Origin of the sequence: Microvirga calopogonii, from assembly GCF_003347665.1 — a bacterium.
GTDB lineage: Bacteria > Pseudomonadota > Alphaproteobacteria > Rhizobiales > Beijerinckiaceae > Microvirga > Microvirga calopogonii.
Map to the genome: position 1 here is coordinate 1 of NZ_QDGA01000146.1, position 10,701 is coordinate 10,701.

Annotated in this window: 14 protein-coding genes and 1 pseudogene; 6 read left to right on the plus strand and 9 right to left on the minus strand. The window is 63.3% G+C overall.

Annotated elements, in window-relative coordinates:
• Positions 1–584: helix-turn-helix domain-containing protein (locus DDF70_RS33650; RefSeq protein ID WP_205772559.1), on the plus strand; the 584-nt coding region annotated here is incomplete at its 5' end.
• Entirely contained in the window at positions 556–1,116 is a 561-nt protein-coding gene (locus tag DDF70_RS33655) for an IS630 family transposase (protein WP_245435758.1), read from the plus strand. The genes DDF70_RS33650 and DDF70_RS33655, both read left to right, overlap by 29 nt.
• Positions 1,117–1,238: 122 nt before the next feature.
• On the opposite strand, the gene DDF70_RS33660 is transcribed toward DDF70_RS33655, so the two are convergent.
• The 4 genes from DDF70_RS33660 to DDF70_RS33675 form a co-directional block, all read right to left on the minus strand.
• The gene (locus tag DDF70_RS33660; protein ID WP_114948929.1) at positions 1,239–1,463 is read right to left on the minus strand and encodes a DUF6894 family protein; all 225 of its coding nucleotides are present in this window, start codon (positions 1,461–1,463) and stop codon (positions 1,239–1,241) included.
• 261 nt (positions 1,464–1,724) lie between these two features.
• The gene (locus tag DDF70_RS33665) at positions 1,725–2,042 is read right to left on the minus strand and encodes a cupredoxin domain-containing protein (protein ID WP_114948930.1); all 318 of its coding nucleotides are present in this window, start codon (positions 2,040–2,042) and stop codon (positions 1,725–1,727) included.
• 14 nt (positions 2,043–2,056) lie between these two features.
• Positions 2,057–2,548 carry a DUF4142 domain-containing protein gene (locus tag DDF70_RS33670; protein ID WP_245435759.1) on the minus strand — a complete coding sequence of 164 codons (492 nt, stop codon included), beginning with the start codon at positions 2,546–2,548 and terminating at the stop codon, positions 2,057–2,059.
• 223 nt (positions 2,549–2,771) lie between these two features.
• The gene (locus DDF70_RS33675; protein WP_114948932.1) at positions 2,772–3,467 is read right to left on the minus strand and encodes an RNA polymerase sigma factor; all 696 of its coding nucleotides are present in this window, start codon (positions 3,465–3,467) and stop codon (positions 2,772–2,774) included.
• Positions 3,468–3,660: 193 nt separating this feature from the next.
• On the opposite strand from DDF70_RS33675, the gene DDF70_RS33680 reads away from it, so the two are divergent.
• The gene (locus DDF70_RS33680; protein WP_245435756.1) at positions 3,661–3,969 is read left to right on the plus strand and encodes a hypothetical protein; all 309 of its coding nucleotides are present in this window, start codon (positions 3,661–3,663) and stop codon (positions 3,967–3,969) included.
• 113 nt (positions 3,970–4,082) lie between these two features.
• On the opposite strand, the gene DDF70_RS33685 is transcribed toward DDF70_RS33680, so the two are convergent.
• A complete protein-coding gene (locus tag DDF70_RS33685) occupies positions 4,083–4,532 on the minus strand; it encodes a DoxX family protein (protein WP_114948933.1) in 450 nt (149 codons plus the stop codon).
• 331 nt (positions 4,533–4,863) lie between these two features.
• On the opposite strand from DDF70_RS33685, the gene DDF70_RS33690 reads away from it, so the two are divergent.
• From DDF70_RS33690 to DDF70_RS33700, 3 genes and pseudogenes are all read left to right on the plus strand, one after another.
• Positions 4,864–5,790, plus strand: a complete 927-nt coding sequence (locus DDF70_RS33690; RefSeq protein ID WP_162820867.1) for a GGDEF domain-containing protein — start codon at positions 4,864–4,866, stop codon at positions 5,788–5,790.
• A 159-nt stretch (positions 5,791–5,949) separates the two neighbouring features.
• Positions 5,950–6,129, plus strand: a pseudogene (locus tag DDF70_RS33695) (cation efflux transmembrane domain-containing protein); the annotation flags it as partial.
• The gene (locus DDF70_RS33700; protein WP_162820868.1) at positions 6,129–6,821 is read left to right on the plus strand and encodes a hypothetical protein; all 693 of its coding nucleotides are present in this window, start codon (positions 6,129–6,131) and stop codon (positions 6,819–6,821) included. The pseudogene DDF70_RS33695 and the gene DDF70_RS33700, both read left to right, overlap by 1 nt.
• A 310-nt stretch (positions 6,822–7,131) precedes the next feature.
• Here DDF70_RS33700 and DDF70_RS38925 read toward each other — a convergent pair whose 3' ends face one another.
• The 4 genes from DDF70_RS38925 to DDF70_RS33715 form a co-directional block, all read right to left on the minus strand.
• Positions 7,132–7,257, minus strand: a complete 126-nt coding sequence (locus tag DDF70_RS38925) for a hypothetical protein (RefSeq protein ID WP_281024417.1) — start codon at positions 7,255–7,257, stop codon at positions 7,132–7,134.
• Positions 7,258–7,371: 114 nt separating this feature from the next.
• A complete protein-coding gene (locus DDF70_RS33705) occupies positions 7,372–9,150 on the minus strand; it encodes an adenylate/guanylate cyclase domain-containing protein (RefSeq protein WP_114948937.1) in 1,779 nt (592 codons plus the stop codon).
• A 274-nt stretch (positions 9,151–9,424) separates the two neighbouring features.
• On the minus strand, positions 9,425–9,652 hold the full coding sequence (locus DDF70_RS33710; protein WP_114948938.1) for a DUF6894 family protein: 228 nt from the start codon (positions 9,650–9,652) through the stop codon (positions 9,425–9,427).
• A gap of 499 nt (positions 9,653–10,151) precedes the next feature.
• On the minus strand, positions 10,152–10,701 hold a 550-nt coding region (locus DDF70_RS33715; protein ID WP_245435757.1), incomplete at its 5' end, for an IS110 family RNA-guided transposase.

Here is a 10,701-nt window from a genome sequence, read left to right on the forward strand (position 1 = left end):
GTGTCTGGCATGATTCCCTGATGGCAGGGGCGCAATTGCAGGAGACCACCATGGCCGGGCTCCCGATCCGTCTGGACTCCTCGCCGTCCGATCTGCGCACACGGGCTGCGCGTGAGCGGGATCCCAGGGCTGTCCTGCGGTTGCTGGCGATCGCCAATGCGCTCGAGGGCATGACCCGAACTGAGGCTGCCCGGCTGGCCGGCATGGAGCGGCAGGCCCTGCACGATGCCATCCAGCGCTTCAATGCTGAGGGACCTGACGCTCTGCAGGACCGGCCCCGTTCCGGTCGCCCGGAGCAGCTCAGTCCCGGTCAGCAGGCCGCCCTCAGGGCTCACATCCTGCACGGGCCGGAGCCCGAGCGCGATGGGGTCAGCGCCTGGCGGCTGGTTGACCTGTGCGAGCATGTCGAGCGGACGTACCGCGTGCGCTACAGCCAATGGGGGCTCTCGTGCCGGCTCAAGCGGCTGAACCTGTCGCGGCAGAAGACCCGGCCCTCGCAGCCCAAGGGCAATCCGGCCGCACAGCCGGCGTTCAAAAAAGGAACTCCCGTCCAAGCTGCAGGCCATCGCGGCACAGCATCCTGACGCGCGTCTTCAACTCTGGTGCCAGGACGAAGCGCGCTTTGGTCAGAAGGGACGAACCACCCGCGTCTGGTATGAGCGCGGTGTGCGTCCGCCCGGGGTGGTCGATCAGCGCTTCGAGAGCCTATCCCTGTTTGCCGCCTGCCGGCCCGGCACAGATGAGACCTTCGCGTTGGCGCTGCCGCGGGTGAGTACCGATGCCATGACGATCTTTCTCGAGCACTTCGCGCGTCAGCTTGCGCCGGGCGTGCACGCGGTGCTCGTGCTCGATCAGGCCGGCTGGCACGACGCACGGGCCCTGCACGTGCCGGACACCGTCACCCTTTTACCCTTGCCACCCGCCTCACCGCAGCTGAACCCGGTGGAGCGGGTCTGGCTGTACCTGCGCGAGCGCTATCGCTCGCATCGCGTGCTCGACGACTACGAAGCGGTGTTGGACGCGGTCTGCCGCGCCTGGAACCGTCTCCTCGACGAGACCGGCCGTCTCACAACATTGACGGCCTATCCCTATCTCACCGCATCAGGAATTCCCTGAACGGGTATGATCCGCAAATTTCCGGCTGGGCGGAAGGTCCTCGTGCCGGTTGCGGCCCATGAAGTCGTGGGGACACGGAAGCGCTTTGAGGCCACGGGGCGATGAGGTGTTCGTGTGACTGGTCAGTGAACGGTTGCCAGGAGGCTCACTGAGCAGAGCAGACTGCCTTCCGACGAAACGACTTCGAGACGCCACCCGGCCCAATCCTCATCGTCGTCCATCGCGCGCCGCAGCTGTGCCAGGGTGTTTTGCACCTCATCCTTTGCCGTCGCAAGATCTGGAATGTCGAGCCCGGTGTTGTCCAGGAACTGCGTCTGATCGCTCACAAGGTTAAAGTAGTAGCGCATACGAGACCCTCACCAACTCGGACCGGATGCACAGGCTGACAAGGTTTCGCCTAGCGTGGCGTTCTCGCGCTCGATCTTCATGCGGTCCTCCTTCTTGTCGCCGCGACATAGGCACATTCACTGCTTCTGCCGGCCTTTTGACCCGGCTGAGAAGCAAGGATCGGGCCAAGGAGCTTTCGCAAGAAAGGCCTGAGCAATCGGGTCCGTCAACATCAAAGCCGGTGGGGCAAATGACCCAGATTGGGGCATATGCCCCTGCAGTCAGGGCTCAACGATGACTTCGCCCGTCATGTTCGGGTGATAGCGGCAGATGTAGTCGAAGGTGCCCGCCGCCTTCATCACCATGCGTCCGTTCTTCCCCGGCAGCACGTTGACGTCCCAGCTCTTGTCCTTGGCTGTTGCGGTGTGCACCACGATGTCCTGGTTGGCCCATTCCAGCGTATCGCCGACATGCACCGTGACCTGCTGCGGCGCGAAGGCGATGCCCTTCATCAGAATGGGCTGTGAGGTGCCGGCTGGGGAGGCCGGACTGCCCGGCATCCCCAACCCAATCGCGGCCAGAATGATCAGCCGGCGCATCGGTCAATCTTTCCTCAATGAGCCAAAGCCCCCGTCCGAGCCGGCAGGCTTTGGACAAGATGCTCGGCATGCTGCTGGTGACCCTGGAAGATCTTGAGCCCGGTCGAGAGCAGGTCCTTGAGCTCGCCATTGCTGGCATTCGGGATCAGGGTGTTCTGGAGCGCACCGTTGACCTGCTGGTGATAGGCGACCTCGTTCTCGGCATAGGCTTTGTCGAAGGCTGCCCCCTTCAGTGCACTGAGCTCCTTTCGCTTAGCCTCGGCTTGCTGCGTGAGCTGGCGGCTGGTGTCGTTGTCCTCGGGTTTGACATTCAGCTTCTTCACCAGGGCGAGCGCCTTCTCGTTCACGGCCTTGTGGTCGCGGACCATGTCGTTGGCGAAGGCCTTGACGTCCTTGTTCTGGGACTGCTTGAGGGCGAGTTCGGCGGCCTGGATGTCGATCTGCCCGGCCGTGTAGGCAATGCGGGCGATCTGCGGATCGGTCAGTTTGGCGGCTTGCTGAGCCATCGCGCCGAACGGGGCGAGACACAGGCAGGCGCCCAACAGGGTCATGTGTAGCTTGGACATCGGAATCTCCCTTCAATGGGATGCGGGTAAGCTGGGCCGGCATTGCTTACGGCAGCCGGTACGGATACCCACCAGCCGCTGCATTGGATGCGGGGGCCAGAAAAAGGTTCCCGAAGCCGCGAACAGGGAACGAGACCTGCCCAAGGCAGGGGGCCTGAGGGGGTTATGGCTTCAGCTCCAGGCGCTGCATGACACGGTCCGTGACCCGTTTGCAGCGAAGCCCGTCGAAGGGGAAAGCGTCCTTTAGGGTCGCCACGAACTGGGCGTGGAGCGCCTTCTGCAACAGCCGCCTGGCCCGATGGAGCCTTGTCTTCACAGTCTCCGGGCGGATCCCGAGATGGGAGGCCGTTTCCTCTGTGTTCATCTCCTCGATCTCACGCATCACGAACACCGACCGAAAGGCCTCCGGCAGATCATCCAAGGCCTGCTCCACCATGCGACGCAGCTGCGCCCGGCCCGCCTCGGCTTCCGGGTCCTGTGAGGGTGAAGGCTGCTGAAACACCAGGATCTGGGCTTGGCCATCGCCGATCCGGTCCAGGGTGCTCAGGTCGAGGATCTCCCGCCGGCGCCGGACCCGTCCGAGGGCCTCATTGAGGACGATACGGGTCAGCCACGTCGATAGCTGGGCTTCGCCTCGGAAGGTATCGAGGTGCGTGAAGGCTTTGAGATAACTCTCCTGGACCACATCCTCGGCTTCGATGTCATTACCGATGACCCCGCGGGCGACCCTGTACAGGCGCCGGTTGTGGCGCTGCATGATGATCCTGAAGGCATCCGAGTTCCCGGCCCGGGCATGGCTGACAAGAGCCATGTCGTCGAGGCTCGTGAGGTCGGGAAGCGTTGTCGGGGTTTTCTGCATCTGACACCTGCTGTTTCCAGCGTTGGATGCGATGAGCCTCAGGGAGGTTCCCGCCCAGTGGCCAGTGGGCGCCGCCGGGTTCATGCGAAGCTACTCCTTCAGGAGAATACGCAATTGCCTCCGGGAGTAGTTAAACTTGGCCTTGGCGGCATGAATCAATAACAAGATACCGTTAGCTGCGGGGGAGGACCTCATGACATCTGGTCATCAGCAGGCTCAAGCCCAACCAGACGTGGACAATTGCACTTACAACCTCTTCAGGAACAAGAGTCTTCCTGAGCTCATCTGTGCCGTTCCGGAAGACCGCCCGGTACCCGCCTTCATTGGTTCGGAGCAATGGTCGTTCGAACAACCGCTCCGTCCGAACCAAGCGCGTCCGTCTGGCTTTGACAGCCGAGCTGCTCAGGCGGGGGCGCGGTTCAATGGTTTCTATCTGTTCCACGCCCTGACCGCGATCCCGACTCTGAGAGCAACTCTGGAACTCGTCCTGGGGCATCTGTGACCGTGGGGCTGGGGCCGCACAGGCTCTGTGTTGTGACAATGGTCACGCAGGAGCGGAAAGGGCAGGGGCTCTGTGCCTCCTGCCCTTTGGCTGACCTTCGGTTGATGGGCCGCCTACTCTGCCGGGGCCGCGATCCCGCGCGATGAACCGCGGCTTTTGACAAAGTTCTGGAGGCTGAACGCGCCAGCGCCGCTGACGAAGTAGAACAGCAGGCCACCGACGATGGCGAGGTTCTTGAAGAACTGGGTCTGCTGCTGTGCCGCCTGAGCCGCATCGGCAAAGGTCCAGAAGCTGTGGCTGATCAGGCTCGCGACGAGGGTGAAGCCGATCAGGAGAACGGCCGTGAGGCGTGGGGCAACACCCAAAATCAGCGCAATGGGGCCAAGGATCTCAGCCGCGACGCCGAGCATGGCGAGAAGATCAGGGTAGGGAACGCCCTTGCTCGCCAGCATTGCGGTGAAGCCGGACAGGCCAGACAGCTTGCCGATTCCGGCCGGGAGGAAAAGGGCGGCGACGGCCAGGCGGGCGGCAAGAAGCGCCACATCGTTCGTGCGGGTGGTCATGGGATCTCCATCTGTTGTGCAAGTTCCGGGCGTAATGTTCCCGGGCTCAATCAATGATGCTGCACTGCAGCAGGGCCTGTTCTGGGTAACACACGCCAGCTCCATGGCCAGCGAACTGGCGGTCACAGTCGCGTGAGACAACGGGCTGGGCCGCGGACTTTGCTTTGCAATCATGCAAGCCGGTGCGGCAGCCTGGGAACAAACTTAGGAGCGGACGATTCCCGACTCGACCATCTGCTCCAGACTGGTAATGCTAGGTTCTTGATTTCCTCTTGCACCTCCAATGACTGTTTTTCCCTCAGATCCTGACGATGAGGCCCTTCGCTGCCTCGTGGGAGCGCTTACGGACAGTGGCCAAGCCATTTCTCTCTATGATGCCGAGGACCGGCTCCGCTACGCAAACAAGACGTACCGGGTCTTGTTCATGGGCGGATATGACGGCCCCCTGACCTTTGCCGGCATCCTCCGGTATGCGGACCAGAACGGGCTCGGAGTACGGATCGACGACGACATCGAGGCGTTCATCGCCCGAACCCTGCCGCGGCGCCGAAGCGTGCCCCGGAAGGCATTCGAAACCGACCTGGTCAATGGTCAGTGGTTCTGGATGGAGCACACGATCCTGCCGAATGGCTGGGTGCTCTCGATCGGGTCGGACATCACAGCCCTGAAGCACAACGAGAAATCTCTGCGCCAGGCTCACGAGGCCGCCTTGCTCGCCTCCCGGACTGATCCTCTCACCGACCTGCCGAACCGGCGTCATATTCTGGAGCACCTGGACGAGGCGCTTGTAGCGTACAGCCAGTCCGGCTCGGTTCTGTGCGTCGCCCTCATCGATATCGACCACTTCAAGGCCGTCAACGACACTTACGGGCACGACGCCGGCGATGCCGTTCTCCGGCGCTTTGCCCAGGGCTGCCGCGAGAGGCTGCGCGAGCAGGATCTGCTGGGCCGCATGGGAGGCGAGGAGTTCCTGCTGGTGTTGCCGGGTGTCAGGCTCAATGATGCCGTTCGCATCGTCGACGCGGTGAGGGCAGGTTTCCCTGGCGACAGCCTCACGGATCACCTGTCCGAGATGCGGTTCACCTTTAGCGCGGGCGTGACGGAAGCCCTGCCGCACGACGACCGGAGTTCCATCCTCTATCGGGCCGACCGTGCCTTGTATGACGCCAAGGCGGAGGGCCGGAACTGTACCAGGATCGGCTTTGAGGCAAAGACATCGATGCCCCGGAAAGCTTCCTCGTTGAACACAATCAAGTGAGAACGACCGGCCACTAAACGCACCTGCTTTTGAGAAGAATTTGCAAGTAGAATCAAAGGCTAGCGATCGTCCGACGAATCCCTTAGAAACCGCCATCCCATTGATTTCCGGACCTGCCTCGCCCGACCTTTAGGCGGTCCCTATGTGTTGAGTTCGAGCATGGACCGCCTCCAGAAACTGGCCGCCGGAAGCATTGTCGTCGGCATCGCCGTCCTGGCCCTGAAATACGCGGCCTATCTCCTGACGGGCTCGATCGCCCTGTACTCGGATGCGCTGGAGAGCATCATCAATGTTGTCACCGCGGTCGTCGCGCTGCTGGCGGTGCGGACGAGTGCCGAATGCGGGATGCGCTCGTCCTGGTGGACCAACTCGCCCACCCGTTCAGCCAAGCCTATGTTCTGACCTGGGCTGCATGGCTGAGGATCATCCAGCGCGACGCAGCCCTGGCGGGTCAGGCGATCAACCGCGCGCTCCGATTTGCCGAGGAACAGCATTATCCCTATTGGATTGCGATGGCGACGGCACAGGAGGGCTGGCTTTTGGCCCAGCAGGGGCACGCCACCCAGGCTATCGCTCGGATCAACGAGGGTTTGGCTCGCATGGATGCCATCGGCACGCGGGTGACCCATGCCTATGCAAGGGGCCTGCTCGGCGAGGTGCTGGTGGGGATCGGCAGAGCCTCCGACGGTGCCCGGCTGGTTGATCAAGCCATCGCCGACGTAAGACAGCGCCACGAGGGATGGTGCGAGGCCGAATTGCTCCACCTGAGGGGCCGCGTCCTACTAGCCGCTGCCTCGGGCACGCGCCGTTCCGCTGAAAGTTCCCTGCTGCTCGCGATTGAAAGGGCTCGCGAGCAGAGGGCAAAAGCCTGGGAGCTGCGCGCTGCCGTTAGCCTTGCCCAGCTCTGGAGTAATCGGGGTTGCTGCAGCGAAGCCCGCGATCTTCTTGCTCCCGTCTGCAACTGGTTTACCGAGGGACTCGACACTGCCGACCTGCAGGATGCGAGGCACCTGCTTGACGCACTCGGATGATACTTCTGTCGGGCTGCATGCTCGGCCGTGGCCCGAGACCGTGATGAGATGCACGAAGCGGCGTTGGTCTACTACGTTGTCCGGCTTCTGCAGAGGCGCTCTTTTGGTCCAGAAGTTCGAGACGCGAGACAAGCCACCCTGTTCGAAGTGCCGGCTCAAACCAAAAAAGCTCGCAATTAGGCCTTCTGAAAGGTTGCGCGTGATAGCTTTCTGTCGGTGAAAATGTCTGCACCTGGCACGAAGCTGACCTTGGCCGTATTTCCGCAATGCGGCTGCAAGGCGACCTTCATGTGACGGCGGACGGAGGGGCTCAGTGCAGGCACCGGTGCGGGATCGGTCCCGACGCGGCAAGTGCCCGCTCGTGGGCCAAGGGCACCCGCAGCAGGCAGCGCTCCTCCGCTGCGGCGAGCGCTTGGGTTACAAGCCGCTCAGCCATGCGAGTCTCACATGGCAGGCGAGGAGAGTGTGCGGAGCGATCCTGTCGAGGACGGCAGGCACTCCGCATGCTGGCAGGGGCAGCCGCCGTGGTCTCGGCGATTGGATAGTGGGCTCAGCGATCTCGTCCGTTCCTCAACGCATCCCTGATCGCCTGCTCGATCTCATCGATCCAGGCTGGATCGGGGGACGGGATCAACCGGGCAAGATCGCCTTCCACGACAGTGGCGGATCGGACCTGAGATGCCGCGGAACGAGCCTGCTCCAAGTCGCCGAGCCGCGTGCAGCACAGGGCAATCATCTTGAGAGCGGGAATCCAGTGCGGGCGCACCGACAGGGCTCGGCGTGCCGTGTCCTGCCCGGCCACGGCATTCCCCGAGAAGGTGTAAGCTACGGACAACAGGAACAGCCACGTGAAGTTCTGCGGATCGTAGGGGGAAAGCCGCAGCCCATGCTCAAGCGACGCGATGGCCTCCCGCAGACGACCGGTGCTCAGATAGGCAGGCCCAAGCACCAGATATCCCAGGGCGAAGCTGGGACTGAGGCTGATGGCGCGCTGTGCGGCCCGAGTGGCGGTTTCGTACTCGCCACCGAAGACATGGGTCACGGCCACGGCATAATGCGAGTAGGGGTTTTTCCCATCGAGCTCGACGGACCTCAGGCCGGCTTCCATCCCGCGCCGCAGACCGGCCTCGGGATCGCTCCCCCAGCCATAAGCGGCAAGACCGGCCTCAACCCGCGCCAGCCAGATGTACCCATCGGCGGCGTCGGGTTCGGCCTGGATGGCCTTCAGGAACAGCTCGCGGGCGCGCTGGTGCGAGTCGGGCCTGATCTTGTGGAACTCCCACATGCCCCGTCGGACGAGATCCCAGGCAGTCAGGCTCCGGGAGCGCTCGGCCCCGCGCTGCCCCTCGTTCCTGAGGAGTTCGGGCTCGATGGCCCCAGCGACCTCCTCGGCGATCTGATCCTGGAGCGCGAGGATGTCGATGACGTCCCGGTCATAGCGTTCGGCCCAGATGGAGCCGCCGGTCTCGGCCTCGGTGAGCTGGGCCGAGACGCGCACGTGGGAGCCGCTCCGGCGCACGCTGCCACTGAGGATGTAACGGACGCCCAACCGACGGGCGACCTGCTCGGTCTCGATGGCCTTGCCCTTGAAGGCGAAGGAGGAACTGCGGGACGCGACGAACAGCCAGCGGGCTTTCGTCAGGGCCATGATGATGTCGTCCGTGATCCCGTCGGCGAAGTACTCCTGCTCGCGGCCACCGCTCAGGTTGGCGAACGGCACGACGGCGATGGAAGGTTTATCGGTCTGGTTTGGGGACGGCCGGGCTGCCTTCGGCTCTTGGGGCGAGATGTCCCCCGATTTCAAGGCATAAACGTGGATGGGTCGTGCAATGTTCTTGAGGCGCTGTTCGCCCCGGTCCTCGAACGGCAGGGGCAGCTTGCCCTCGAGTTCGTCGAATACCTTGCCGGAGATGCAGATGCCTCCGGGATCGGCCACGCCCTCCAGGCGCACCGCGACGTTCACGCCGTCGCCAAGGATATCCTCGTCCTCGCTGACCAGGATATCGCCCAGGTTGATGCCGATGCGAAGCTGGATTGTCCCGTTCCCCGGCTGGTTGGTAGCGAAATCAGTGACCGCCGTCTGGGCCTCGATCGCACACAGCAGGGCCTCGACCGGGCTGGCGAACTCCAGGAGGGCTCCGTCGCCCATGGTCTTGACGATTCGTCCGTGATGCCGCGCGGCGGCGGCCCCGATGATGTCCGACAGGATCGTCCCGATGGCTGCGGCCGCGCCCTCCTCGTCCTCCTCCATGAGTCGGGAAGATCCCACCACGTCGGCAGCCAGGATGGCGGCAAGCCTGCGCTGGGATTTTGGACGCTGATCAGGCATGGACGTATCCGCGCTTTCATGCCGGGGCAGTTTGCGCCGATCTCGGGTCCGGGTCTACCGGGCTTGGAGCGGGCTTGCAGGAAGGAATGGTGATAGCCCTCTGACGGAACGACACCCATCGTGTGATCTTGCCGCCTCAGCCGACCGCGATCTCTGGGTCGACGTTTGCCCCTCGTGAGGGTCACACATCGGGACTGTTCATGAACGGCGTCAACTGACAGCCGTCCTCGAGTCAGGCAGCCCAAGGACTGAACGTCCGAGGCGGGGAGATCGGTCAATCGATCCTCATCGAGACCGTCATAACGGTGACCCGCTGGTGATGCTCGTCGCTCACCGCGACCACTGCCTGGCAGACGCCGTCGTTCGGCAGCTTGTGCAGTCCGATGGCGGCCGCGGTGCGCGCCGCCTCGCGTTCGGCTGCGGCGAGAGTTTCGAACCCAGCGCTAGTCCCAGCGGGAGCGGGGTTCAGCTCATCATGCACGTTCAAGTGGTAGCGAGGCATGGCACCTTCGGAACTGCGGGGATTTCCTGCGAGACAGGATAGGCGACCGCTCGGCATGTCGATCAAATATAAGTTGTGGGATCCATCAAGGATCGTGGCCGCCACAGGTGCAGGTCCCGCATGTGAGCGATGGCTTGGAACACATCCCGCCGTGCGATCGGGTGCTCCGAATGTCCGCTCTGGCGGAGGCACCGGGCGTTCCTCATCGGCAGGGGATCGTCAATGCGTGACACACTTGTATGGACCAGCCGTGCGTCGCAAGAGGCTTTTGAGTTGGCGAAGTTGGTCCTGCGCTAACGTATCCGGCCCTTGCGGAGCAGTGCTCCTGGCCATCATGGATATCCGCGCGCATTCAGTCTCATAAGCGGATCGGCCCGTTATGGCCCCACCGGGTCACCAGAGCATGAATGCGACGGCGCGACCGTTCTCCATCTCGTCTTCCTCTCGCAGACCTCGGCGATCTCCAGGCGGGTGATGTCGGGCAGGGGCGATGCTGCCCTCAACCCATCACAGCCGCTGTTCGTGGTTCATAACTCCGGTTCTGGCTCAGCACACTCCAGGCAATGCGCGCCACCTTGTTGGCCAGAGCTGCCGTCAGCACGTTGTGGTGCAGGCGCATTGAAGCAGCCGTCAGCCATTCGCCGAAGCTATGCTGGCGCCACTTCGCTGGCCAGAGCAGCAGCACGCGGGCGGCTTGGATCAACGAGGATCGTAGGTAGCTGTTGCCGCGCTTAGTCAGCCGGCCCAGCACGGTTCTATCTCCAGTGGAGTTCTGGCGAGGCACCAGGCCGAGCCAGGCCCCGAAGTCACGTCCCCGGCTGAAGGCAGCCCCATTGCCGATGCTGGCCACCATGGCGCTGGCGATGATCGGCCCCACGCCTGGCACGCTCATCAGGCGCTGGCAGGCCTCATCCGCTGCCACGAGAGCTTGGATCTCCCCGGTGACCGCCTCGATGCGCTCGTCGAGATGGACTTGCTCCGAAAAAGATACTGCTGGCGAATGGGCCGGAGCTCTTGAGGCAGGGATTGGCGTTCTGGGTTTAGGGGGG

Coding starts and splice junctions, on each gene's coding strand:
- DDF70_RS33700 (WP_162820868.1), top strand. CDS start 6,129: ATGCGGGATGCGCTCGTCCTGGTGGACCAACTCGCCCACCCGTTCAGC.
- DDF70_RS33680 (WP_245435756.1), top strand. CDS start 3,661: ATGACATCTGGTCATCAGCAGGCTCAAGCCCAACCAGACGTGGACAAT.
- DDF70_RS33710 (WP_114948938.1), bottom strand. CDS start 9,652: ATGCCTCGCTACCACTTGAACGTGCATGATGAGCTGAACCCCGCTCCC.
- DDF70_RS33705 (WP_114948937.1), bottom strand. CDS start 9,150: ATGCCTGATCAGCGTCCAAAATCCCAGCGCAGGCTTGCCGCCATCCTG.
- DDF70_RS33660 (WP_114948929.1), bottom strand. CDS start 1,463: ATGCGCTACTACTTTAACCTTGTGAGCGATCAGACGCAGTTCCTGGAC.
- DDF70_RS38925 (WP_281024417.1), bottom strand. CDS start 7,257: ATGGCTGAGCGGCTTGTAACCCAAGCGCTCGCCGCAGCGGAGGAGCGC.
- DDF70_RS33675 (WP_114948932.1), bottom strand. CDS start 3,467: ATGCAGAAAACCCCGACAACGCTTCCCGACCTCACGAGCCTCGACGAC.
- DDF70_RS33665 (WP_114948930.1), bottom strand. CDS start 2,042: ATGCGCCGGCTGATCATTCTGGCCGCGATTGGGTTGGGGATGCCGGGC.
- DDF70_RS33685 (WP_114948933.1), bottom strand. CDS start 4,532: ATGACCACCCGCACGAACGATGTGGCGCTTCTTGCCGCCCGCCTGGCC.
- DDF70_RS33670 (WP_245435759.1), bottom strand. CDS start 2,548: ATGGCTCAGCAAGCCGCCAAACTGACCGATCCGCAGATCGCCCGCATT.